This window comes from Flavobacterium paronense, from assembly GCF_030409795.1.
GTDB classification, from domain to species: Bacteria; Bacteroidota; Bacteroidia; order Flavobacteriales; family Flavobacteriaceae; genus Flavobacterium; species Flavobacterium paronense.
The window spans coordinates 3,120,265-3,144,322 of sequence record NZ_JAUFQN010000019.1; the positions used below are offsets into that span (position 1 = coordinate 3,120,265).

General features: G+C 33.4%; 24 protein-coding genes and 1 tRNA gene. 19 read left to right on the forward strand and 6 right to left on the reverse strand.

The window, feature by feature from the left end; translation table 11 throughout:
* The first annotated feature begins 342 nt into the window (after positions 1-342).
* From QWY90_RS14815 to QWY90_RS14855, 9 genes are all read left to right on the forward strand, one after another.
* Entirely contained in the window at positions 343-879 is a 537-nt protein-coding gene (locus tag QWY90_RS14815; protein WP_290286847.1) for a hypothetical protein, read from the forward strand.
* Positions 880-952: 73 nt separating this feature from the next.
* On the forward strand, positions 953-1,678 hold the full coding sequence (locus QWY90_RS14820) for a hypothetical protein (RefSeq protein WP_290286848.1): 726 nt from the start codon (positions 953-955) through the stop codon (positions 1,676-1,678).
* 117 nt (positions 1,679-1,795) lie between these two features.
* Entirely contained in the window at positions 1,796-2,179 is a 384-nt protein-coding gene (locus tag QWY90_RS14825) for a hypothetical protein (protein ID WP_290286849.1), read from the forward strand.
* A gap of 13 nt (positions 2,180-2,192) precedes the next feature.
* Entirely contained in the window at positions 2,193-2,591 is a 399-nt protein-coding gene (locus QWY90_RS14830) for a hypothetical protein (RefSeq protein WP_290286850.1), read from the forward strand.
* 227 nt (positions 2,592-2,818) lie between these two features.
* Positions 2,819-4,849 carry a tetratricopeptide repeat-containing sensor histidine kinase gene (locus tag QWY90_RS14835; RefSeq protein WP_290286851.1) on the forward strand — a complete coding sequence of 677 codons (2,031 nt, stop codon included), beginning with the start codon at positions 2,819-2,821 and terminating at the stop codon, positions 4,847-4,849.
* A gap of 302 nt (positions 4,850-5,151) precedes the next feature.
* Entirely contained in the window at positions 5,152-5,853 is a 702-nt protein-coding gene (locus tag QWY90_RS14840; RefSeq protein ID WP_290286852.1) for a hypothetical protein, read from the forward strand.
* 389 nt (positions 5,854-6,242) lie between these two features.
* Positions 6,243-6,512 carry a hypothetical protein gene (locus QWY90_RS14845; RefSeq protein ID WP_290286853.1) on the forward strand — a complete coding sequence of 90 codons (270 nt, stop codon included), beginning with the start codon at positions 6,243-6,245 and terminating at the stop codon, positions 6,510-6,512.
* Positions 6,513-6,771: 259 nt separating this feature from the next.
* On the forward strand, positions 6,772-8,706 hold the full coding sequence (locus QWY90_RS14850; RefSeq protein WP_290286854.1) for a tetratricopeptide repeat-containing sensor histidine kinase: 1,935 nt from the start codon (positions 6,772-6,774) through the stop codon (positions 8,704-8,706).
* Positions 8,707-8,714: 8 nt separating this feature from the next.
* The gene (locus tag QWY90_RS14855) at positions 8,715-9,368 is read left to right on the forward strand and encodes a response regulator (protein WP_290286856.1); all 654 of its coding nucleotides are present in this window, start codon (positions 8,715-8,717) and stop codon (positions 9,366-9,368) included.
* Positions 9,369-9,527: 159 nt separating this feature from the next.
* Here the strand turns inward: QWY90_RS14855 and thiL are convergent, their stop codons facing one another.
* Positions 9,528-10,577 (reverse strand): thiamine-phosphate kinase, encoded by a 1,050-nt coding sequence (thiL, locus tag QWY90_RS14860; RefSeq protein WP_290286858.1) that lies wholly within the window; start codon positions 10,575-10,577, stop codon positions 9,528-9,530.
* Positions 10,578-10,690: 113 nt separating this feature from the next.
* Positions 10,691-12,487: a translation elongation factor 4 gene (lepA, locus tag QWY90_RS14865; RefSeq protein ID WP_290286859.1), complete on the reverse strand. Its 1,797-nt coding sequence runs from the start codon at positions 12,485-12,487 to the stop codon at positions 10,691-10,693.
* Positions 12,488-12,632: 145 nt separating this feature from the next.
* On the opposite strand from lepA, the gene dusB reads away from it, so the two are divergent.
* Positions 12,633-13,625, forward strand: a complete 993-nt coding sequence (dusB, locus tag QWY90_RS14870) for a tRNA dihydrouridine synthase DusB (RefSeq protein ID WP_290286860.1) — start codon at positions 12,633-12,635, stop codon at positions 13,623-13,625.
* On the opposite strand, the gene QWY90_RS14875 is transcribed toward dusB, so the two are convergent.
* Together QWY90_RS14875 and rbfA are read right to left on the reverse strand one after the other, a co-directional pair.
* A complete protein-coding gene (locus QWY90_RS14875) occupies positions 13,622-14,821 on the reverse strand; it encodes an ABC transporter permease (protein ID WP_290286861.1) in 1,200 nt (399 codons plus the stop codon). The genes dusB and QWY90_RS14875 overlap by 4 nt on opposite strands.
* Position 14,822: 1 nt before the next feature.
* A complete protein-coding gene (rbfA, locus tag QWY90_RS14880) occupies positions 14,823-15,215 on the reverse strand; it encodes a 30S ribosome-binding factor RbfA (RefSeq protein WP_290286863.1) in 393 nt (130 codons plus the stop codon).
* Between the two features lie 226 nt (positions 15,216-15,441).
* Between rbfA and mce the strand changes: the two genes are divergently transcribed.
* The 3 genes from mce (at position 15,442) to QWY90_RS16250 (ending at position 16,348) form a co-directional block, all read left to right on the forward strand.
* Positions 15,442-15,843, forward strand: a complete 402-nt coding sequence (gene mce / locus QWY90_RS14885) for a methylmalonyl-CoA epimerase (protein WP_290286864.1) — start codon at positions 15,442-15,444, stop codon at positions 15,841-15,843.
* A gap of 52 nt (positions 15,844-15,895) precedes the next feature.
* Positions 15,896-15,969 (forward strand) — tRNA-Ile (locus tag QWY90_RS14890).
* Between the two features lie 292 nt (positions 15,970-16,261).
* Positions 16,262-16,348 (forward strand): hypothetical protein, encoded by an 87-nt coding sequence (locus tag QWY90_RS16250; RefSeq protein ID WP_369281105.1) that lies wholly within the window; start codon positions 16,262-16,264, stop codon positions 16,346-16,348.
* 35 nt (positions 16,349-16,383) lie between these two features.
* Here the strand turns inward: QWY90_RS16250 and QWY90_RS14895 are convergent, their stop codons facing one another.
* Positions 16,384-16,974 carry a riboflavin synthase gene (locus QWY90_RS14895; RefSeq protein ID WP_290286865.1) on the reverse strand — a complete coding sequence of 197 codons (591 nt, stop codon included), beginning with the start codon at positions 16,972-16,974 and terminating at the stop codon, positions 16,384-16,386.
* 60 nt (positions 16,975-17,034) lie between these two features.
* On the opposite strand from QWY90_RS14895, the gene pdxA reads away from it, so the two are divergent.
* From pdxA to accC, 6 genes are all read left to right on the forward strand, one after another.
* Entirely contained in the window at positions 17,035-18,081 is a 1,047-nt protein-coding gene (pdxA, locus tag QWY90_RS14900) for a 4-hydroxythreonine-4-phosphate dehydrogenase PdxA (protein WP_290286867.1), read from the forward strand.
* Between the two features lie 84 nt (positions 18,082-18,165).
* Entirely contained in the window at positions 18,166-18,705 is a 540-nt protein-coding gene (locus tag QWY90_RS14905; RefSeq protein WP_290286868.1) for a YceD family protein, read from the forward strand.
* 9 nt (positions 18,706-18,714) lie between these two features.
* Positions 18,715-18,909, forward strand: a complete 195-nt coding sequence (gene rpmF / locus QWY90_RS14910; RefSeq protein WP_007137315.1) for a 50S ribosomal protein L32 — start codon at positions 18,715-18,717, stop codon at positions 18,907-18,909.
* Positions 18,910-19,065: 156 nt separating this feature from the next.
* Entirely contained in the window at positions 19,066-20,064 is a 999-nt protein-coding gene (locus tag QWY90_RS14915; RefSeq protein ID WP_290286869.1) for a beta-ketoacyl-ACP synthase III, read from the forward strand.
* Between the two features lie 28 nt (positions 20,065-20,092).
* Positions 20,093-20,575 carry an acetyl-CoA carboxylase biotin carboxyl carrier protein gene (accB, locus tag QWY90_RS14920; RefSeq protein WP_290286870.1) on the forward strand — a complete coding sequence of 161 codons (483 nt, stop codon included), beginning with the start codon at positions 20,093-20,095 and terminating at the stop codon, positions 20,573-20,575.
* A 138-nt stretch (positions 20,576-20,713) separates the two neighbouring features.
* Positions 20,714-22,060, forward strand: coding sequence for an acetyl-CoA carboxylase biotin carboxylase subunit (accC, locus tag QWY90_RS14925; RefSeq protein WP_290286871.1), 1,347 nt, complete (start codon positions 20,714-20,716; stop codon positions 22,058-22,060).
* Between the two features lie 53 nt (positions 22,061-22,113).
* Here accC and QWY90_RS14930 read toward each other — a convergent pair whose 3' ends face one another.
* Entirely contained in the window at positions 22,114-24,024 is a 1,911-nt protein-coding gene (locus QWY90_RS14930; protein ID WP_290286872.1) for a S9 family peptidase, read from the reverse strand.
* Positions 24,025-24,058: the final 34 nt, after the last annotated feature.

Below are 24,058 nucleotides of genomic sequence, written 5' to 3' on the forward strand. Positions count from 1 at the left end.
CAAGAAGCACGGATTTATTTTTAAATTTTTTAAAATGTACACTTTTAGTGTACCAAAATGTAAGAATAACAGTTTACTTTTACGATATCAAAATCAAACAATACTAATTTAACTTGATTATTAGGTAGTTAAAAGTGGCTTACCACCATGATTGTGACACAATACAAAGAATGCTTTTCTAGTTTTTTGTAGAGAAAATAAACATAGAAAAAACACTGTTTATTTTAGAGGTTTGTTATTAAACAGCAGAATGACTAAACCAACCAAAAAAAGCAGCCCAACCTTTATAATGTTTTGACGACACAAAGCTGGACTGCAATAATTAAAATTATATACAAATTTATGAAAAATTTATTATTTGGCTTAATCGCCACCGTTTTATTTGCATTCAATGGAAATGCACAAAAAATAACTCAAGAAAGTGTAAGGTTACAATTGGCACAAGGAATGTATGATTTCTCAAGTTCATTAAAACCAGCATTTGAGAAAACAACTAATGTTGAAGATTTTAAGAAAATAATTACCGGAAGTTGGTATACAAAAATAACAAAGGAAGGTAATGATTTATTAAACAAGTCATACAAATTACTAGCTACTAAAGCTACACAAGCAGAAATATTAAAGAGTTACAATGGAAAAGAAATGGCCGCAGCGGCACTATACATAGACAATCTTTCGAATAAAGGAGTAAAAACGGATGGCAGCGAATTATTTGGAGGAACAACCGGAGATGTAAATTCTTATGCGAATACAGTTACTGCTAAATGTAGATGGTATCAGTTGAGTTGCATTCTTAAGGATATTTTTGGAGATGTCGGTGGAGAACTAATTTTAGGTGCCATTATAAAAGCCATTCTTTTAGTAATAGCAACTCTTTAATTATCAAATTTTAATAATATGGTATCAATGGTGTGTATTAAAATATGCACCATTGATTTAATTCGAAACAGTTATGAAGAGAATCAAAATTTTAATTTATTTAACCTTATTTAGTTTATTAAGTTGCACTAGTTTTAAAGTTAATTTAGCATTTAAAATGTTGGGATTATATGATGATAATGTAGAACTATCTAAATTTACTAATGGAGAAAAAGAGGTTGTTTTTTTTCCAATGCATCATTTAGGAACGAAACTTTTTTATGATGATGTTAAAACTAAAATAGATTCTCTTAAAAAGATTGGTTATTTTTTTTATACTGAAGAAGTTAAAGGAATTAAAAATGATTCTACAACTTTAAGGAAATCAATTAAACTTACTGGAATACCATTTAGCAGAAATAATGCTGGTTACAGGCATTACTTTGACTCGATTTATAAGGGGAAAGTGAAGTTTAAAAAGGAAATTTTTGACCAGCCTTCTCCAGGTAAATTAGCGTTAGATGGATCAAACACTAAAACTGTTGATGTTACTTTAAAAGAAATGATTGATTATTATGAAAGTAAGTATGGTGAAATAAAATTAGAACCTTGTGATTTTGAAAAAAGTTTATACGAAAAAACAAACTGTAAATATAAACCAATGGAAAAAAAAGTTAGAGAAGATTTATATATAGGTTTTAGAAATAAAAACATTTTAAAAACCTTTTTTAATGATAGTCATAAAAAGATAGCTTTCATTTATGGTGCTGATCACTTGATAGGAATCCGCGAAGAATTGTTAAAACAAGGATTTAAATAAATCACTATTTGATTAGCCATTAATCAAAAGAAAACTCACTCTTTAAAAAAGCATCCCAACCTTTATAATGTTTTGACGACACAAAGTTGGATTGCAATAATTAAAATTATATACAACATGAAAAATCTAGTATTTGGCTTAATCGCCATTGTCTTCTTTGTATTTAATGGAATTGCACAAGAAAAAAGCGATTTAAATCAAAAAGCGGAATTCAGAAGTGCTTCATTAATAACTACATATGAAAAAGAGGTTACAGAATATAAGTTTCTGTCTCTAGCCGAACTCAATGAAGAAGCGGATCAAATCATTCAAGAATTTGATTTTGACAACTCTCAAAACACCAAGCAAAACACCTGTGAAATAACAATTGAAATCAAAGTTGAAGTAACTATTGGAATTTCAAAAGCATTCGTGTCAGGATTAATAACAAGCTGTTGTAACGACGCTGCATCCTCTGCAAAAAGGCTAAAAGCAATGTTGCTTATGGCAGCAATGGGTTAAAAAAAGAGAAATCATGAAACATAAAATTTTATTTTCGTTACTGTTTACATGTCAATTTTTATTTTCACAAGCCGATCTTAACACCGTTATTAAGGGAGGAGAACTGCTCCTGAGTGGCCTTTCGGTATTTAAAACTAGCAAATCCGAAGTAAAAAAAGACAGTAAATCAATCGAAAGCGTATGCGTAAAAAACAAACTCAATGATAGAATTACTTTTAGGCTTTTAGGTAAAACCGAGGAAGGCGATGATGTTAAAAAAGAACTCGTCATCCCTAAAGAAGGTAAGGAATGTCTATTTGTTTTACCAAAAGGTATTTATACTTATGAAATTGTATTGTCAAATAAAGAAATTTATAAAAAGGGGGAATACAAATTTGAAGATGATGTAGTAATAACTGTCAAAGAGGACTAATTTTTAGTAGTATTTTAAAACTTTCTAAAAATGTACACTTTTAGTGTACCAAAATGTAAAAACAACAATTTATTTTTACAATGTCAAAATCAAGAACGTATTTTTCTTATTGAAAGAAATTTGCAATAACTAACAATACAAGTTTGATGAAGATAAATTAAATTGTGGTAGAATTGGGTTCCGGTTTTTTAAATCGGGACTCAATTCGTTTTTAGTATATTGGCTTTATGAATAAAAGACTCATTTATTGGATAATAGTTTTGCTGGTGTCTTTATACAGTTGTACCCCTAAAACTGTTGATAAAGAAGTTCAAGCGAAGAATGATTCTATAAAGATGTATTTGGATTTGGCGGGGAATGACACTTTAGATTTAAAACTTAGGAATAAGTATAATAGCAAAGCGTTTTCACTAGTAAATTTAAATAAGAATGATACGTTAACTAGGTTTTATATAAACAGTGTTTCTTACAATTATTTAGACACAAATGATTGGGTTGATTTTAAAAAAACAGAAAAAATTCATTTTGAAAAAAGCATAGCAGTAAAAGACACTCTCAATTTAGCAAGATATTACAGGTATAAAGGTGGCTATTTTAGGAAAAACACAATCTATGATAGTGCATATTATTATTACATTAAATCTGAAAAATTTTATAAAAAAACAAGTGATAAATATGGTTTAGCAAAGGTTTATCAATACAAAAGCATTGTCCAGTTCAATAAAGATGATTATTTGGGAGCTGATTTATCTGCAGAAAAAGCTTATGATTATTTTAAAAGAACAAATTCTATAGAAGATCAATTCCAACTTTTAATATGCATCGGTAATTCAGCACACAATCTAAAAAATTACAAAAAGGCAATCAAAACCTTTAATTTAGCAATATTAATAGCAAAAAAGTATAAACTAAAAAAAAGTGGAATTGATCGAATAGCAACTTGTCTAAATAACATAGGGAATGTTTACAGGGAGCAAAAAAAATATAGTAAGGCAATGCAATATTTTAATTTAGCACTTAAAGAAAAGAAATTAATAAAAAAGGATCCGGTTATATATGGTTTTTTACTAAATAATCTATCTTATTGTAAATTGCAGTTAAAAGATTATTCTGGATTTCCTGATTTGTTGTTTAAATCTATTGAATTACTTAATAGTAGAGATGAAGGAATTAGAGAATCCACGGTAAGCTATGTTTATCTATCTAATTATTATTATGCAATTAATAACACTTTGAAAGCACAATTATATGCAGAAAAAGCATTAAAAATTGCCAAAAAGTTTAAATCTCCCTATTACTATCTAACTGCTTTGAGCAATGCTGGGAGTGTTAATGTTAAAAAAGCACCACAGTATATTAAAGAATATCACGAAAAAAATGATAGCTTACTATTTATTGAGCGTAATGCCAGAAATCAGTATTATAAAATACAACTTGAAACCGACGAAATCTCCCAAGAGAAAGAAACAGCAATTAAACAAAAATGGATTATCGGAACTATAGCGGGTGTACTTGTAATCATCATCGCATTACTACTGATAATTAACAAACAACGTGCTAAACAAAAAGAGTTGCAATTCCAACAATCGCAGCAAAAAGCCAATGAAGAAATCTATCATTTAATGTTAACCCAAAAATCAAAAGAAGATAAAGCCAAACAAACCGAAAAGAAACGTATTGCAAGAGAACTTCATGACGGTATTATGAATAGATTATCTAGTACACGACTTAATCTATCCATATTATCAAATAAAACAGATAAAGAGACTATCCAAAAATGTTTAACCTATATAAATGAGATCAACCAAATTGAAACCGAAATCCGAACCATATCGCATGATTTAAACCAAGATGTATTTCAAAAAGAAGATAGTTACATAAAAATGGTAAAAGATTTTGTAAGCGAACAAAATAAAACAAGTAAGACACATTATGAATTAGAAATAGACAATCATATTGATTGGAATTCGGTTTCTAGTGAAATAAAAATGCATTTATACCGAATAATACAGGAAGCTAGCTATAATATTTATAAATATGCTCAAGCAAAAAAAGCAACAATCAGTCTTGTCCTTGATGCTCCAAATATTTGTATGGCAATTACGGATAATGGAATTGGTTTTGACACGACAATTATTTCAAAAGGTATTGGTATACAAAATATGCAAGCTAGGGTTAAATCACTAAATGGGAAATTTAGTATTAGTTCAAAAAAGCTAACCAATACTTCTATAAATATTGCAATTCCAATAAAATAAAACCAACTTTTCAGCATTTACAAGCTCTCCCAGCCCTCAAACGAGCTTCCGTGTCCCTCAAACGTGCTTCCGCATCCCAAAAATTATCCTCCGTAGGTCTCGAAAGGTTTTCTGTATTACTCAAATTATCTTCTGTCTCCCAATTCTTTGCTTCCGCAGGTTTCAGGGATGCTTCCATTACCCTTAAACTGGCTTCCGGCAACTAATATTGTAAATCTTAATACAATCTTAAGAATTTGTAAGTTTTATTGGCACAAAACTTGGTTTTCTCGTGCATTATTAATCATTTAAAAAAATAAATCATGAGAAAACAAGACGTAATTAGAATTTACAAACATTCTGATGGAACCCTAGTAACGAAAGGGTTAGAAAAAGTGGCTTACATGCAAAGAGACAAAACCGAGTTCGGGGAGTATGGGATAACCTCGAATTTGGTAAACGATTTGAAAACACTTATTACTGAATTTTCAGAGCGACTTACCGATGTGGAAGCGCTGGGTGATCAAACCGGAGTTACAGAAAACAAAGATGCCAAAGCAGAAGAAATTCGTACTGTAATTAGAGGTATTATGGGTAGAGTAGTTTTGGTATATCCTTTCGGTTCTCCAAAGTATAAAAAGTTTGGAACAGAGGAATTGGCACGTCAAACCGATGCGGATTTGTTAATCACAGCTAAAAGAGTGGTACGCGTTGGAAATGAATTTATGGGAGAACTAACAGCAAATGGTTTAACACCTGCCATACTCGATTCACTTACTGCGTTAACAGAGGAATTTACCACCTTGATTGTCGATATGAAAATGGAAATCGGTAGACGTGACATTGAACAAGAGGACCGAGTAGAAGCAGGGAATGCCATCTACACTACCTTGGTAAAATACACCAACACGGGGCAGACCATATGGGAGACAACTGACTTGGCTAAGTTTAATGACTATGTATTATATAATACAATTAGCGGCGAAGATGAAACACCTCCGCCACCAGCAACTCCAGAATTATAATATAAATTTTACCAGGAGACTTAAACTCTTTCTAACAACTCATCGTTAGAAAGAGTTTTTTATTTACAATAATTACACAATATAAAAGTTAATGATAAAGTTATCATTTACCCGGATTTTACTTCTACCTGATAAAATCACTTTGCAGCAAAGTCAATAAAGACAAGCTTTTTGGTCAAAATCACAAATTTCACACAAACCATCCACCACGATTTGGCTATCATTCACTATCAAACGGCACCATTCTACCATAAAGGCCACTATTCATAGGCATTAACAAAGACATCCTTTTTAGTTTTACATCGTGAAAGTGTCCCATTGCCTCAAATCAATTAAAAGGCACACACATTAAAACGAGTTAAATAAATAACACATAAAAGTCTCAAATTATGAAAAAATTAGCAACAACATTCGGATTATTAGCTCTAATGCTTATTGTCACGTCATTTACAACTCCTTCTGAAATTGGTGGTAAAAACACACCGGGTGATTTAGGAACAGGAACTGGAGGTTTTAACATTGGAGGTAAAAACACACCTGGCGATTTAGGAACAGGAACTGGAGGTTTTAACATTGGAGGTAAAAACACACCTGGCGATTTAGGAACAGGAACTGGAGGTTTTAATATTGGAGGTAAAAATACAGGAGGGAGTTTATAATAAAGAAGTAAAAAACAAATAAATTTAAAATAAAAGATATTTATTTAAGTAAATAATATCTTTTGACAATATAAAAGCCACTAATTTTTATTAGTGGTTTTTTTATTAGGTTAGTTTATTACTTTTGTTGAAATAATACCATTTCATATTGAAAGTAAAGTACTTTATAATATTAATTTTATTTTTTGGTTGTACAAAAAAGAAAACGGAAGTAGGTTCTGAAAAATCTATTTCAGAAAGTGGGCTCTATTATTTTAATTTGTCAAAACAAGAAAAGTATTCTGACCAGCAAAGAATAAATTTTCTTAATAGAGCCTTCAGTTTAACTTCTAAACTCCAAAATAGTAAAGAAAGCAGAAATTTACTTTCCGATATAGTTTTTCAGTATTATGATTTTGAACTTAGCGATGGATTTAACAGTTCATCAAAAGTATTACTCAAGAATTCACTTGCTGTTTTGGATAGTACAAATCTAGGGAAGGCATATAGAAGTAGAGCAACTTATTATAAAAACACTAATAACCTTGACAGTTCTTTCATTTACTTTTCAAAAGCCGAAAAGTTATATTTTAAATTAGATAAACAAAAAGAAATCTTAGCTAATGTTTATTTAAATAAAGGTGTAGTACAATGTATGGCCAGTGATTTTTTGGGTGCTGAGTTGTCACTTACGAGAGCATATTCAATTTATAAGGATTCAGATAATAAAAATAAACTTTACGGCACTTTAAATCAGTTAGGATTGGTTTATAACGAACTAAAGGAGTATGAAAAAGCTGTCTTTTATCATGAAAAAGCACTTGAAACAGTTAGGAAATATAATTTACAAAATGAACAACATCAAGAAGCAGTTTGCTATAATAATTTAGGATATCTTTATATTAAGCAAAAAAAATATAAGGAAGCAATAACAAATTTCGAAGAAGCATTAAAGGACAAACAAATTCTAAAAGACGATCCAGACTTGTATTCACTTTTAATTGACAATCTAGCATACTCAAGGTTACAATCTTCAAATTACAAAGACCTCCCTAAATTGTTTTTTGACGCACTAGCGATTAGACAAAAATTTAATGATCCAACGGTAATAGTAGGAAGTAGTATTCATATCTCAGAATATTATCAAAAAATTGGGAATAATTTGTTGTCAATAAAATATTCCCAAGATGCTATAAAGGTAGCTAAGAAGTCTAAGATTCCAGGAAACGTAGTTCTAGCATTAAGACAGGCTCAAGTTGTAGACACTAAAAATGCTTCTTTATATTCAAGAGATTATGTTAGAATCAGCGACAGTTTGCAAATTGTAGAAAGACAGTCTAAAGACAGATTTAATCGCATTACCCTAGAAACAGATGAAATCATACAAGAAAATGATATCCTCGAAGACAGAAACAGAAAACTACTCTTAGGATTCACAATCACCTTTATTTTAGTTGGATTGTTATTTGTAGTGAGAGCGCAACGTGCCAGAACTCGTGAGTTATTATTTAAACAAGCCCAACAAAAAGCAAACGAGGAGATTTTTAACCTCATGATGTCGCAACAATCTATCATTGATGAAAGTCGAAACAAGGAAAAGAAGCGTTTGGCACAGGATCTTCACGATGGGGTTTTGGGAAGAATGTTTGGTCTGCGTTTAAACCTTGATAGTTTGAATTCGAGTACGGATCCCGACGCACCTCAAAAAAGGAATGAATTATTAAACGAATTAAAAACGATTGAACAAGATATTCGTGAAATTTCACACGACTTGAATAGAGAGAAATTGGTTTTAATTAATAACTTTGTGTCAATCGTTCATAATTTATTAGAAGAACAAAAATCTTTACACCAAGCTGAGGTTACCTATAATATTGATACATCAATCAACTGGGATAAAATAGGTAATGCTATAAAAATCAACATGTACCGTATTTTACAGGAGGGATTGCAAAACATTAATAAATATGCCAATGCCAAAAATATTTCGGTAGAAATCAGTGGAAATTCAGAAAATGTTTTTCTAAAAATACAAGACGACGGAATTGGTTTTGATGTAAACAAAAAAAGTAAAGGAATCGGAATGCAAAATATGATTTCAAGAACAAACGATTGTCAGGGAATTATTGATATTACCTCAAAAAAAGATAACGGAACCAGCATTGTAATTACCATACCAATAGAAACCAAACAACTAATAGAAGAACAAGCATGACAAAATCAATGAACATATTAATTGTAGACGATCATCCTTTTATAATTCAGGCGTATAAAAATGCATTAGAAAAGTATAGCCAACAAGGATATGAGTTTGAAGTTACTCAGGCAAACAATTGTAAATCGGGATATGAAAATATTGTTGAGTCAAAAAAACCTTTTGATGTAGCTTTTTTCGACATCAGTATGCCCGAATATGCCGAAAAAGGGATTTACTCAGGCGAAGATTTAGCCTCTTTAATGAAAACTGAAATGCCTGGCTGTAAAGTCATACTTTTAACAATGCATACAGAATTACTTAAAATCAATAACATCATTAAAAATATTAATCCAAACGGATTGATTATTAAAAATGACCTAACATTTGACGAATTGATTTTTGCTTTTGATAAAATCATTAACAATGAAAGTTACTATAGCCAAACGGTTATCAAATTAGTGGGTCAAGCCCAATACAATAATATAGAATTAGACGCTTTTGATAAGCAAATTTTGTTTCACTTATCAAAAGGAGTAAAAACTAAAGATTTACCACAATATATTCCGCTTTCTCTTAGTGCCATTGAGAAACGTAAACTTAATATCAGAGAAATATTAGAAGTAAAAGGCGGAAGTGACATCGATTTAATTAATGAAGCGAAGACAAAAGGTGTCATTTAACGATTATGCGGGAAACCGTAACAAGGTTTTTGTTTACTTAGTGTAACTTAGCAATGATTTTAGGGTTACCTGTAGACTAGAGTAGTAAAACTCAAAAAACTACTTAATTTACAATTTAGGGGGAAAGCGATACTGTAAGGTATCGCTTTTTTTAAGAAATTATTCTTCTCTTATGGCATCCCAACCACGAGCTTTTAAAGGGATTTTGGTATTGGCTCTCGTAATTAAATGAATGCCCTCACTTTCTTGAGTTAAATGGCCGATTACAGTAAAATTTGGATTGGCTTTTATTTTATCGAAATCTTCTAAAGCAATAGTAAACAACAATTCGTAATCTTCGCCACCATTAATGGCAACAGTTGTCGAATCTATATTAAATTCTTCGCAAACATTTATAAACTGTGGATCTACCGGAATTTTTTCCTCATATAAATTACAACCTACTTTTGATTGCTTGCAAATATGAATAATTTCCGAAGACAATCCATCCGAAATATCAATCATAGATGTTGGTTTTACTTCTAATTTTGACAATAAATCTCTAATATCATGACGCGCTTCTGGTCTTAATTGACGCTCGATTAAATAAGTATAAGCATCCAAATCGGGCTGGTTATTTGGGTTTACCTGAAACACTTGTTTTTCACGTTCCAAAACTTGTAATCCCATGTAGGCCGAACCTAAATCGCCAGTAACAACCAATAAATCACCATTATTTGCTCCATTTCTATAAATAATATCTTCCTCGTTTGCTTCTCCAATAGCAGTTATAGAAATAATCAAACCTTTTTGTGATGATGTTGTATCGCCACCAATAACGTCAACATTATAAAATTTAGCTGCATGGGCAATTCCGTCAAACAACTCCTCTAAAGCTTCCAGCGGAAAACGATTTGAAACTGCAACTGAAACAGTTATCTGAGTTGGCTTCGCATTCATCGCACAAATATCAGACACATTTACAACAACAGCTTTGTAACCTAAATGACGCAACGGCATATAGGACAAATCAAAATGCACACCTTCAATTAATAAATCGGTAGAAACAATAACTTTCTTGTCCTTAAAATCCAAAACAGCAGCATCATCGCCAATACTTTTTATAGTTGATGGTTGTTTTACATCAAAGTTTTTCGTCAAATGGTCAATCAGTCCAAATTCACCCAATTGTGAAAGCGATGTTCGTTGCGGAGATTTATCTTCAAGCATTTTTTTAAAATTAAGACTGTAAAGTTACTGCTTTAATACTAAACAAAAAACCCAATAACTTTCGATATTGGGTATGTCTATCATCTATTAGTCTCTTATCTTTTCGTCTAATCTTAATCATTCAATTTCAAAACAGCCATAAAAGCTTCCTGCGGAATTTCAACATTTCCTACCAAACGCATTCTTTTCTTTCCTTTTTTCTGTTTTTCCAGCAATTTACGCTTACGTGAAATATCGCCACCATAACATTTGGCGGTAACGTCTTTTCTCAAGGCTTTTATCGTTTCACGTGCAATGATTTTAGCACCAATAGCAGCCTGAATCGGAATATCAAACTGTTGTCTTGGAATTAATTCACGTAATTTTTCGGTCATTTTCTTTCCAATATGATAGGCGTTACTCTCATGAATCAATGCTGAAAGCGCATCCACAGGTTGAGAATTTAGTAAAACATCAAGCTTCACCAATTTAGAAGTTCGCATTCCTATTGGAGAATAATCAAATGATGCATATCCTTTAGAAACGGTCTTTAATCTATCATAAAAATCAAATACAATCTCTGCTAAAGGCATGTCAAAACTCAATTCTACACGTTCTGTGGTCAAATACGTTTGATGGGTTATAACCCCGCGTTTTTCGATACACAAACTCATTACATTTCCAACAAAATCAGACTTAGTAATTATTGTAGCTTTAATAAATGGTTCTTCTACACGATCCAAACGTGATGGTTCTGGCAAATCAGATGGATTGTTAACTACAAACGGAGTTTCAGGATCCTTTTTAGTGTAAGCCAAATACGAAACGTTGGGAACAGTTGTAATTACCGTCATATCATATTCTCGCTCCAAACGCTCTTGTATGATTTCTAAATGCAGCATCCCTAAAAACCCGCAACGAAAACCAAAGCCTAAAGCGGCAGAGCTTTCTGGAGCAAATACCAAAGAAGCATCGTTCAGTTGCAATTTTTCCATCGAAGCACGCAAATCTTCGTAATCTTCTGTGTCAACAGGATAAATTCCGGCGAAAACCATTGGTTTTACATCTTCAAAACCCGTAATCATATTGGTTGTTGGCGTTTTGGCATCCGTTAAGGTATCACCAACTTTTACTTCTTTCGCTTCTTTAATTCCGGAAATCAAATACCCAACATCGCCAGTAGAAATTACGTCTTTAGGGACTTGATTTAACTTTAAAGTTCCTACTTCATCGGCAAAATATTCATTGCCAGTCGCCATAAATTTGATTTTTTGCCCTTTTCTGATTTCTCCATTTTTTACACGGAAAATAACTTCAATGCCACGAAACGGATTGTAATGTGAATCGAAAATCAGTGCCTGTAATGGTTCGTCTTTTATACCTTTTGGTGGCGGAATTTTTTCAATTATAGCAGCCAGAATATTCTCCACACCAAAACCGGTTTTACCCGAAGCATGAATGATATCTTCTAGTTTGCAGCCTAATAAATCAATAATATCGTCGCTAACTTCTTCCGGATTAGCACTTGGTAAATCTACTTTATTCAACACCGGAATAATTTCCAAGTCGTTTTCTAAAGCCAAATATAAATTAGAAATCGTCTGAGCTTGGATACTCTGAGCGGCATCAACAATCAATAAAGCACCTTCACAAGCAGCAATCGAACGCGAAACTTCATAAGAAAAATCAACGTGTCCCGGAGTATCGATAAGATTCAGAATATAATCTTCGCCTTTGTATTTATATTCCATTTGGATGGCGTGACTTTTTATGGTAATTCCACGCTCACGTTCCAAATCCATATTGTCTAGCAGTTGTGCTTTTTCTTCACGAGCGGTAACGGTTTGTGTGGCACCAAGAAGTCTATCGGCAAGTGTGCTCTTTCCGTGATCAATGTGTGCAATTATGCAAAAATTTCTAATATGCTTCATCTTAGTAAATGGGTCAGTTTTGGGTAAAATGCTACCGCACTTAATCGGCAAATATAGCTCAAAGTTTTGGATTTTTAAACCTGACAGGTTTTCAAAACCTGTCAGGTTTAAAAAAAACAGTATTTTTGCAGAAAAATATCCAATCATGCCAAAAATAGGCAACATAGAATTACCTGATTTTCCACTATTACTTGCGCCTATGGAAGACGTGAGTGATCCGCCATTTCGTAGATTGTGCAAATTGCATGGTGCTGATTTGATGTACTCGGAATTTATCTCTTCCGAAGGCTTAATTCGCGATGCGATAAAAAGCCGCATGAAGTTGGATATCTTTGATTACGAGAGACCAGTTGGAATTCAAATTTTTGGTGGTGACGAAGAAGCCATGGAAATGTCATCCAGGATTGTAGATGCTGTTCGTCCTGATTTGGTAGATATTAATTTTGGATGTCCTGTAAAAAAAGTAGTCTGCAAAGGTGCTGGAGCCGGAGTTTTAAAAGATGTCGATTTGATGGTACGTTTGACAAAAGCTGTGATTAAAGGAACCAATCTTCCAGTAACAGTAAAAACGAGATTAGGTTGGGATGAAAGTTCTATCAATATTGATGAAGTTGCTGAAAGATTGCAGGATATTGGTGTGCAAGCTTTAACAGTTCATGCCAGAACACGTGCGCAAATGTATAAAGGAAGTGCTGATTGGTCGCATATTGCCCGAGTGAAAAGCAATCCTCGAATTACAATGCCAATTTTCGGAAATGGCGATATAGATTCTCCCGAAAAAGCATTGGAATACAAAAATAAATACGGCTTAGATGGAATGATGATTGGTCGCGCTGCGATTGGTTATCCGTGGATATTTAACGAAATCAAACATTACTTCAAAACCGGAGAACATTTGGCGCAACCTACAATGGCTGACCGAATCGAAGCTGCCCGAAATCACTTAACCTGGTCAATGGATTGGAAAGGGGAACGCATCGGAATTGTAGAAATGCGTCGTCATTACACCAATTACTTTAAAGGGGTTTCCAACTTCAAAGAACACCGATTAAAATTAGTTACTCTTGAATCAGCTGAAAGTTTGTTCAAAGCTTTGGATGAAATAGAAGAAGTGTTTGCTAATTATCAGTTTGTTTAATCCAATAGTTTTTTTGTCACTCGACTGCTCGCAATCCAACTTGAAATAAAACCAAGCGCGACAATAGTTCCGAAAACAATCAACACATTCTGAATCGTGAAGACCACAGGATAAGCCAAGGTTTCGGTAATCATGACTAATTTGAAATGTTGTTGAATCAGTACTATAATTATCCCCAAAACCAATCCAACAATTCCGCCAATAATTGTAAGCAAACTACCTTGAAGCAGGAATATTTTCTTTAAATCTTTGATTTCAGAACCCAGATTGAAAAGCGTTTTCAGGTTGTTTTTCTTATCCAAAATCATCATGATTAAAGCGCCAATTAAATTGAATAATGCAATAATAATTACAAGTGTGAAGATAAGATAAACCGCAATATTCTCCGTATTCAACATCTTGTATAATGTTGCATTTAGTTGCGCTCTGTTTTTTACGGCTACTTTATTTTGGAAAACAGCATTGATTTTTTCTGTTATTTCAGCTTCGTTAGCATTTGGCATCATTTTAATTTCAACACCCGAAATTTCGTTCGGTTTATATTCTAATAATTCCTGCGCTAGTGTCAAATCTGCAAACACATATTTAGAATCTAAATCTTCACTTATGGCATAAATCCCAACCGGAATCAGAACAGATTTGTTAAATGCTTCAGCTTCACTTTCAATTACCGCTTTGCCTTTTCGAGGCACATAAACTTCAAAAGCATTGTTAAAATCAAAAAGCCCAAGTGATAATTTTTGTGTGATTCCATAACCTACAACCACTTCGGCGGTTTTATATCGAAGCCATTTTCCGTTAAAAAGATTTTTGGAAACAGTATTGATTTTAGTGTAATTGACGTCAACACCTTTTAAATAAGTCACTTGTTCTTTTCCGTCAAAAAAGAATAGCACGCGGTCTTCCACTATTTTACTGAAGGAAGCAACACCTTCAATAGCAGCAATTTCTTTTTCTTGTTTTGGAGAAATAAAGAATGTTTTCCCTTGAATTGGATTAACTTTTAAATCGGGATCAATAGTATTGGAAAAAGATAAACTGAAATCACGCAAGCCACTAAAAACAGAAAGGACAACAAACAAAGCGAGCGTTCCAACAATAATTCCCATCGATGCAATGCCGGTAATAATATTGATAGCATTGTTTTTACTTTTGCTAAAAAGATATCGTTTGGCTATGTATAGCGAGAATTTCAATTTAAAATTTCTTGCGTTTTTCTAAAAGGTCACGGTTTTCAATAGGATTTTCTTTTCCAGACAATGCATTGTCAATCTTTTCGATATAATCCAACGAGTCGTCAATATAAAAAGAAAGATTAGGCACTTTTCGCAATTGCAATTTTACACGTTGCGATAAATCATGCTTAATCAAAGGAGCATTGGTTTTTATAGCTTCAAGTAAATCCTTTGCTTTATCTTGTGGGAAAACGCTCAAGTATACTTTGGCAATAGATAAATCAGTAGTTACGATTACTTTAGAAACCGAAATCACTAAGTTCGAAATTCCATTTTTACGTATCTCACCTTGTAAAATATCTACTAAATCCTTTTGCAATACACTGCCAATTTTCTTTTGTCTATTCGTTTCCATGGCGCAAAAATACACAAAATTTGTCATCCTGAGCGCAGTCGAAGGGAGAAGCGAAAGTTTTGGCATTATCAGTTCTCCATTTTCCCGCTTTCCGTTACAATATCTTTGTCAAAGTCCAAAACTTTGACAAAGATGATTTTCACTACAATCGGGGCTAAAAGAAAAACTATAGCTACTTTGCCAACTTTCAGAAAACTTTCCGAACTTTGTAGTTAAACAACAAATCATGCGTAAAATTGAACACATCGGAATTGCAGTCAACAATCTGCAAACCTCAAATTTACTTTTCGAAAAACTATTTGGCAATCCACCCTATAAACAGGAAGAAGTTGTAAGCCAAGGCGTAAAAACATCCTTTTTCTTAAACGGGCCAAATAAAATAGAGCTATTGGAAGCTACAAATCCGGAAAGTCCGATTGCTAAATTTCTGGAAAAGAAAGGCGAAGGCATTCATCACATCGCCTTTGATGTAGAAAATATAATAGAAGAAATCGAACGTTTAAAAAAAGAAGGCTTTATTGTTTTGAATGAGATACCTAAAAAAGGAGCCGATAATAAACTAGTTGCTTTTTTACATCCAAAAGGAACAAATGGCGTTCTGATTGAACTTTGTCAAGAAATCCGATAGAAATAGTTGCAACGAAAAAAAAATAGTAGTAATATTGCAACCGCTTTAAGCGGGTCCTATAGCTCAGTTGGTTAGAGCACCTGACTCATAATCAGGTGGTCCTTGGTTCGAGCCCAAGTGGGACCACATTAAATCAAGCCTTTACAGAACTGTAGAGGCTTTTGTTTTTTAGAGCATAAGATTTGTATTCTATAACCGTTCTATGCTTACAAAGTTTAAATTTTGATTAACTTTGTCGATTAAACATTTAATTTATTTTGGTAAATAGATTTTTTTTATACTTTTACGCACTATGAAAATTGTCCCGAATAGACTTATTATTATTTTGGTTGTGTTTTTGTTGCAAGGAACAGCTGTTTTTGCAGATCCGGCACCACCACCACCGACAACATTGCCGCCGCCGCCGCCAGGGCTGCCATTGGACGGAGGTATATTATTATTAATACTACTTTCAATCACATACGGAATATACAAATTGAATAAATTAAAAAAAGCTTCAAACTAGTTTGAAGCTTTTTGATTTATAGGGTTTCTCAGTTTTTATTGCTTTAAAGAATGTAAACGGGCAACGTATTTTCCCACAACATCAAATTCCAGATTTACTTTAGTCCCTATTTTAAATGTATTAAAGTTGGTGTGCTCAAAAGTATAAGGTATAATCGCTACACTAAATTCGTTTATTTTAGAGTTTACAACTGTCAAACTCACACCATTAACGGTAATAGAACCTTTTTCAATAGTAATGTTATTTAAATCACGATTGTATTCAAAGGTAAAATACCAACTACCATTAGCTTCTTCAATTGATTTGCAAATGCCAGTTTGGTCAACATGTCCCTGAACAATGTGACCATCTAATCGATCACCTAATTTCATGCCGCGTTCTAAATTGATTAAATCGCCAACTTTCCAATCGGCTAAATTTGTCTTTTCAATGGTTTCTCTTATCGCGGTTACCGTATACTCATCATTGTTGATTGCTACTACGGTAAGACAAACGCCATTATGAGCAACACTTTGATCAACTTTTAATTCATGAGTGATAACAGAAGAAACTGTAATATCTAGATTGTCGTTGTCTTTTTTTAAATCTTTTATTATTCCAAGGGTTTCAATTATTCCTGTAAACATTATGGTTTTATTTTACTAAATTTGCACTTCAAAATTAGCAATAAATAACTAGTACTTCTTATGAAAAAAGCAGAAAATATAATCGTCGGAATTTCAATTGGAGATTTAAACGGTATTGGAAGCGAAGTAGTTCTTAAAACTTTTGATGACTCAAGAATGTTAGAACTTTGCACGCCAGTAATTTTTGCAAACGTTAAAGTTATGTCTTTTATTAAAAAAGTACTAGAATTAGAAACCCCACTTCACGGAATTGACCAAATAGATCAAATAGTTCTAGGAAAAGTAAATGTTCTCAATATATGGCGTGAAGGTGTTGATTTAAATTTTGGAACAAACGACCCAGCTATCGGAAAATATGCTATCAAATCATTAGTTGCAGCTACAAAAGCTTTGAAAGAAAATCAAATAGATGTTCTAGTTACAGCTCCAATTAACAAATACAACATCCAATCAGAAGAATTTAAGTTTCCGGGACATACCGATTATTTAGACAAAGAGTTAGAAGGAAATGCCTTAATGCTGATGGTTCAGGATAATTTAAGGGTTGGTTTACTAACCGATCATATTCCTGTAAATGACGTAGCAAAACATTTAACCGAAAAATTGATAGTTCAAAAAATTGAAACTGTAAAAAAGGCATTGATTCAAGATTTCGGAATCAATAAACCAAAAATTGCCATTCTGGCATTAAATCCTCACGCCGGAGACAATGGTGTAATTGGTAAAGAAGACGATGAGATAGTTAAACCTGCAATAAAAAAACTTTTTGAAAAAGGAACACTTGTTTTTGGGCCTTTTGCCGCGGATGGTTTTTTTGGTAGCAGCCAATATGAAAAATATGATGCTGTTATCGCAACTTATCACGACCAAGGATTAATTCCGTTTAAGACTTTGTCTTTTGGAGGAGGTGTAAATTATACTGCTGGTTTAAATAAAATCAGAACTTCTCCTGATCACGGAACAGCTTATGAAATAGCCGGAAAAGGAATTGCTGATTATAATTCGTTTAAAGAAGCTGTTTATACGGCTATTGATATTTACAATTCGAGAAATCAATACCTGGAAATCAGCAAAAATCCAATGAAAACAAAAGAAAAACAGTTATAAACAAAAAAATGTTTATAACGCTTTTGAAATTGCAATAATTTTATATCTTTGCACTCCCGATTTGGGGTTCAAATTGTTGTTTAGATGAAAAGTACGAATGAATATTTAATTCCTTTTATAGGATTAAAAATAGGAAAGCATCAGTTTGAATATAATATTGAAAAAAAGTTCTTTGACGAATTTAGTTTTGATGAATTTGAAAACTGTGCTGTAAAGGTAAAAGTTGTTTTAGAAAAAAAAGCAACAATGCTGGAAGTCAGTTTTATACACAAAGGAACCGTTAACGTTCCTTGTGATTTAACAGGAGAACAATTTGATTTGCCTATTAAAGGAAAAATTAAATTAGTAGTTCAGTTTGGTGACGAATTCAACAATGATAATGATGAATTGCTAATTTTGCCTCACGGTGAACATCAAATAGATTTGGCACAATATATTTATGAAATGATTGTACTTTCTATTCCTCAAAAAAGAGTCCATCCAGGAGTTAAAGATGGTACTTTGCAGACAGAAGCATTGAAAAAATTAAATGAATTACAAGTTAAAGACGAAGAAGTAATAAAAAAAGAAGAAGAAATTGACCCTCGTTGGGACAAATTAAAACAACTATTAACGGATAAATAATATAGTAAAATGGCACATCCTAAGAGAAAAATCTCGAAAACAAGAAGAGACAAAAGAAGAACTCATTATAAAGCAACTGTTGCTCAAATTGCAACTTGTCCAATAACTGGAGAAGCGCATTTATACCACAGAGCTTACTGGCATGAAGGGAAAATGTATTACAGAGGACAAGTAGTTATTGATAAATCAGTAGCTGTTGCTTAAGTAAAGTTTTTTACAAGACTAACTCTCACTTTGTGGGAGTTTTTTGTTTTTAAGAAATTTTACAAATATACCATCCCAAATATCTTAGGTATAATTATTTTTTGTAATTTCAACAACTTTTCAAATTTAAAAAATGAAAAGAAAAACATCCAATTTATGAATAAAATTACAGCCGCAATAACAGCAGTTGGAGCTTATGTCCCAGAATTTGTACTCTCTAATCAAGTGCTGGAATCAATGGTTGAAACCAATGATGAATGGATTACTTCCCGAACAGGAATCAAAGAAAGAAGACTTTTAAAAGAAAAAGGAAAAGGAACTTCTTTCATGGCAATTAAAGCTGCGCAAGATTTAATTTCAAAATCCAAAATTAACCCCGAAGAAATAGATTTGGTCATTATGGCAACAGCTACCCCTGACATGCCTGTGGCAGCAACCGGAGTCTATGTTGCAACACAAATAGGTGCCGTTAATGCTTTTGCTTACGATTTGCAAGCAGCCTGTTCAAGCTTTTTGTACGGAATGTCAAATGCGGCAGCTTATATTGAATCGGGCAGATATAAAAAAGTACTCTTAATAGGAGCAGATAAAATGTCTTCTATTATTGACTATACTGATAGAGCAACCTGCATAATCTTTGGAGATGGTGCTGGTGCAGTCTTATTTGAACCTAATTTTGAAGGCCTAGGTTTGCAAGACGAAATCCTAAAAAGTGATGGCATCGGTAGAGAATATCTAAAAATTGATGCTGGTGGTTCAATCCTTCCCCCATCTAAAGAAACAGTTGAGAATGGACAACATTTTGTTTTTCAGGATGGGAAAACTGTTTTCAAATATGCTGTCTCAGGAATGGCCGACGTGAGCGAAAAGATTATGGAGCGTAATAATTTAACTAAAGATGATGTGAATTGGTTAATTGCGCATCAGGCTAATAAAAGAATTATTGATGCTACATCAAGTAGAATGGGACTTGATGAAGACAAAGTACTAATAAATATACACCGATACGGAAATACAACTTCAGCAACATTACCCTTGCTTTTAAGTGATTTTGAAGACAAATTTAAAAAGGGAGATAATTTAATTTTTGCTGCATTTGGTGGCGGATTCACTTGGGGTTCTATTTATTTAAAATGGGCATACAACAAACAATAAACTAAACTAATTCTAAAAACAACTAATCATGGATTTAAAAGAAATTCAAAACCTAATCAAATTTGTATCCAATTCTGGAGTTGCAGAAGTAAAGTTAGAAACTGGTGATATAAAAATTACTATTAGGACTACATTAGAAGGAAATTCACCTGATATTACTTATGTACAACAAGCACCAATGCAACAACCAATGGCTGCAGTTGCTCCTCAAGTTCCATTAGCGGTTTCAACTGCTGCACCTGTTGCCGCAGCTACAGATGAAAATTCAAAATATATTACTATAAAATCTCCAATGATTGGAACATTCTACCGCAAACCATCTCCAGACAAACCAATGTTTGTAGAAGTAGGAAGCTCAATTAATAAAGGTGATGTTCTTTGTGTAGTGGAAGCTATGAAGCTATTCAACGAAATCGAAGCCGAAATTTCCGGAAAAATTGTTAAAATTTTAGTTGACGATATGTCACCAGTGGAATTCGATCAACCATTATTTTTAGTTGACCCATCATAATTTAGATTATTAGATTATTAGATTACTGATTATTAGGCTTTTTAAAACTACTAATAATACAATACAAGAGCGTCGACGAACTGGCGAAGCAATCTAACAATCCAACAATCCAATTGTCCAACAATCTAATCTAAAAAGATGTTTAAAAAAATACTAATTGCCAATAGAGGAGAAATTGCACTTCGTGTAATCAGAACCTGTCGTGAAATGGGCATCAAGACGGTAGCGGTTTATTCAACTGCTGACGCCGAAAGTTTACACGTAAAATTTGCAGATGAAGCCGTTTGTATTGGTCCTCCGCCAAGTAATTTATCTTATCTAAAAATGTCCAATATTATTGCAGCTGCAGAAATTACTAATGCTGATGCAATTCACCCAGGATATGGTTTTCTTTCTGAAAACGCTAAATTTTCTAAAATTTGTCAAGAACATGGGATCAAATTTATTGGTGCTTCGCCTGAAATGATTGATAGAATGGGAGATAAAGCTTCGGCAAAAGCGACTATGAAAGCGGCTGGAGTTCCATGTGTTCCTGGTTCTGAAGGATTACTAGAGTCTTATGAACAAGCTTTAGAATTGTCTAAAGGAATGGGATTCCCAGTTATGCTAAAAGCAACTGCCGGTGGTGGTGGAAAAGGAATGCGCGCCGTTTGGAAAGAAGAAGATTTGCTAAAAGCATGGGAAAGTGCCCGTCAGGAATCAGCAGCAGCATTTGGAAATGACGGAATGTATCTAGAGAAATTGATCGAAGAACCAAGACATATCGAAATACAAGTGGTTGGTGATTCCTACGGAAAAGCATGTCATTTATCCGAAAGAGATTGCTCTGTTCAACGTCGTCACCAAAAATTAACAGAAGAAACACCTTCGCCATTTATGACTGACGAATTACGTCATAAAATGGGCGAAGCGGCTGTAAAAGCGGCCGAGTTTATAAAATACGAAGGAGCCGGTACTGTAGAGTTCTTGGTAGACAAGCATAGAAATTTCTATTTTATGGAAATGAATACGCGTATACAAGTAGAGCATCCAATTACAGAACAGGTTATCGATTATGATTTGATTCGGGAACAGATATTAGTCGCTGCAGGTGTGCCAATTTCTGGTAAAAATTATTTACCACAATTGCATGCTATTGAATGCCGAATTAATGCTGAAGATCCGTATAATGATTTTAGACCTTCACCAGGAAAAATCACGGTTTTACATGCTCCGGGTGGACATGGAGTTCGTCTTGATACGCATGTTTATGCAGGTTATACCATTCCGCCAAACTATGATTCGATGATTGCTAAGTTGATTACAACAGCGCAAACCAGAGAAGAAGCTATCAATAAGATGAAACGAGCTTTAGATGAATTTGTTATCGAAGGAATAAAAACAACTATTCCATTTCACAGACAACTAATGGAAGAACCAGATTATGTAGCAGGAAATTATACTACAGCATTTATGGATACTTTTAAAATGAACGATCCGGAATAAATAAAAAACCCAACTTGAAAAAGTTGGGTTTTTGTTTTTTATGTCAATAAGTTTTACAACGTTTCTTTCAACCATTTGTAAAATTCGCGTTGCCAAACGATTCCATTTTGAGGTTTTAAAACCCAGTGGTTTTCTTCTGGTAAATAAAGGAAACGACTTTTTATTCCACGAAGTTGTGCCGCCTGAAATGCTTCTTGTCCTTGACCAATGGGCACACGGTAATCTTTTCCTCCTTGAACGATCAGAATAGGGGTATTCCATTTGTCAACGTAGTTTATAGGGTTGAATTGGTTGTACGCTTTCTGAGCAACCGCATTACTTTTATCCCAATAAGGCCCACCAAAATCCCAGTTGTTGAAGAATACTTCTTCTGTTGTTCCGAACATACTTTGTGTATTGAAAACGCCATCATGAGCTATAAATGTCTTGAAACGGTTGTTGTGAATTCCAGCCAAGTAAAAAACGGAATAACCACCATAACTAGCCCCAACACAGCCTAAACGCGCTTTGTCTACATAACTTTCTTTCGACACATCATCAATAGCTGATAGATAATCATCCATTACTTGTCCGCCCCAATCTTTAGAGATTTGTTCGTTCCATGCTTGGCCGTGACCATACATACCTCTTCTGTTTGGTGCTACGACAACATATCCTTGCGATGCCATTAATGAAAAATTCCAACGGAAAGAATAAAACTGTGTTAATGGAGATTGTGGTCCGCCTTGACAATAAAGTAACGTTGGATATTTTTTAGTCTTATCAAAATTTGGAGGAAGAATTACCCATACCAACATTTTTTTGCCATCAGTTGTTGTTACATATCTTCTTTCATATTTTGGTAAAGCCAATTTTGAATAGGTTTCGTCATTGATTTTGGTCAATTGTGTAAACGTTTTTTTCTTAAGGTTATAAGAATAAATTTCGGCCGCATGGTTCATGTCTTCTCTTGAAACGATGATGCTATCACCGTATAAATCTACAATGCCATGTATATCAAAATCTCCGGTAGTAACTTGTTTTACTGTCACAGCAATTTTGGTCAAACCAGGGAAATTTACTTCAAATAATTGTAAAGTTCCATCAACTGCTGCTGTAAAATAGATTTTTTTACCATCAACATTCCATTTAAAACTCTCAACAGAACCATCCCAATTGGCAGTCAAATTCATGCTCATGCCTTTGAAACTAACAATAATGTCGTTTTTATCTGCTTCGTAACCATCGCGCTTCATTTGCAACCAAGTCAAATCCCCATTTGGAGAAAAGGCCGGATTAGTATCATAACCAAGATTGTTTTCAGTTAAATTTTTGGTGGTTTTTGTTTCAATATTGAATTCATACAAATCCGTATTGGTAGACATTGCATACTCGGTTCCGAATTTCTTTTTGGAAACATAGATAATGCTCTTACTATCTGGTGTCCAAATATAATCTTCGTCTCCACCAAAAGGTTTTTGCGGCGAATCATAGGGTTCCCCTTTCATGATGTCAAACGGAGTTACTTTGCTTCCTTTATTTAGAGCAAAAAACACATGATTGTGGGTTCCGTTATTCCAAGTATCCCAATGACGATAATCCAATCCGTCATAAATTTGTGCTTCTGATTTGTCTAATTCTGGATAAAAATCTTTCCCTAAAACATTTTCAGTTTTAACTTCTTGTGTTGATAAAATATATTTTCCATCTGGAGAAACATTTTTGTCTGTTAGTAACTCTTTTGTTTGCTCTTCTTGAACTTCCACAGAATTACCACCAGTAACTGGGATAGTATAAAATTTAGAATTGGATTTGTTTTCCGCTACTACTGGTGTAGATACTTTATAGACAATTGACTTTTTGTCTTTAGAAATTCCAAGGGCTGAAACTCGGCCTAATTTCCATAAAGTTTCGGGAGATAGAAGTTGTTGCGCTGATGCGGAAAGGCTCATAATGCTAACGATTAAAAAAAGGATTCTGTTCATTTTATAGCTAATTTTTTGAAAGGCTAAAAGTAGC

Bases quoted from the DNA above. Each gene is read 5' to 3' on its own strand.
- QWY90_RS14835 (WP_290286851.1), top strand. From the start codon at position 2,819: ATGAATAAAAGACTCATTTATTGGATAATAGTTTTGCTGGTGTCTTTA.
- QWY90_RS14905 (WP_290286868.1), top strand. From the start codon at position 18,166: ATGAAAAGTACGAATGAATATTTAATTCCTTTTATAGGATTAAAAATA.
- QWY90_RS14820 (WP_290286848.1), top strand. From the start codon at position 953: ATGAAGAGAATCAAAATTTTAATTTATTTAACCTTATTTAGTTTATTA.
- lepA (WP_290286859.1), bottom strand. From the start codon at position 12,487: ATGAAGCATATTAGAAATTTTTGCATAATTGCACACATTGATCACGGA.
- rpmF (WP_007137315.1), top strand. From the start codon at position 18,715: ATGGCACATCCTAAGAGAAAAATCTCGAAAACAAGAAGAGACAAAAGA.
- QWY90_RS14830 (WP_290286850.1), top strand. From the start codon at position 2,193: ATGAAACATAAAATTTTATTTTCGTTACTGTTTACATGTCAATTTTTA.
- QWY90_RS14815 (WP_290286847.1), top strand. From the start codon at position 343: ATGAAAAATTTATTATTTGGCTTAATCGCCACCGTTTTATTTGCATTC.
- accC (WP_290286871.1), top strand. From the start codon at position 20,714: ATGTTTAAAAAAATACTAATTGCCAATAGAGGAGAAATTGCACTTCGT.
- QWY90_RS14845 (WP_290286853.1), top strand. From the start codon at position 6,243: ATGAAAAAATTAGCAACAACATTCGGATTATTAGCTCTAATGCTTATT.
- dusB (WP_290286860.1), top strand. From the start codon at position 12,633: ATGCCAAAAATAGGCAACATAGAATTACCTGATTTTCCACTATTACTT.
- QWY90_RS14840 (WP_290286852.1), top strand. From the start codon at position 5,152: ATGAGAAAACAAGACGTAATTAGAATTTACAAACATTCTGATGGAACC.
- QWY90_RS14855 (WP_290286856.1), top strand. From the start codon at position 8,715: ATGAACATATTAATTGTAGACGATCATCCTTTTATAATTCAGGCGTAT.
- rbfA (WP_290286863.1), bottom strand. From the start codon at position 15,215: ATGGAAACGAATAGACAAAAGAAAATTGGCAGTGTATTGCAAAAGGAT.
- QWY90_RS14895 (WP_290286865.1), bottom strand. From the start codon at position 16,974: ATGTTTACAGGAATAATTGAAACCCTTGGAATAATAAAAGATTTAAAA.
- pdxA (WP_290286867.1), top strand. From the start codon at position 17,035: ATGAAAAAAGCAGAAAATATAATCGTCGGAATTTCAATTGGAGATTTA.
- QWY90_RS14930 (WP_290286872.1), bottom strand. From the start codon at position 24,024: ATGAACAGAATCCTTTTTTTAATCGTTAGCATTATGAGCCTTTCCGCA.
- mce (WP_290286864.1), top strand. From the start codon at position 15,442: ATGCGTAAAATTGAACACATCGGAATTGCAGTCAACAATCTGCAAACC.
- QWY90_RS14825 (WP_290286849.1), top strand. From the start codon at position 1,796: ATGAAAAATCTAGTATTTGGCTTAATCGCCATTGTCTTCTTTGTATTT.
- thiL (WP_290286858.1), bottom strand. From the start codon at position 10,577: ATGCTTGAAGATAAATCTCCGCAACGAACATCGCTTTCACAATTGGGT.
- QWY90_RS14915 (WP_290286869.1), top strand. From the start codon at position 19,066: ATGAATAAAATTACAGCCGCAATAACAGCAGTTGGAGCTTATGTCCCA.
- accB (WP_290286870.1), top strand. From the start codon at position 20,093: ATGGATTTAAAAGAAATTCAAAACCTAATCAAATTTGTATCCAATTCT.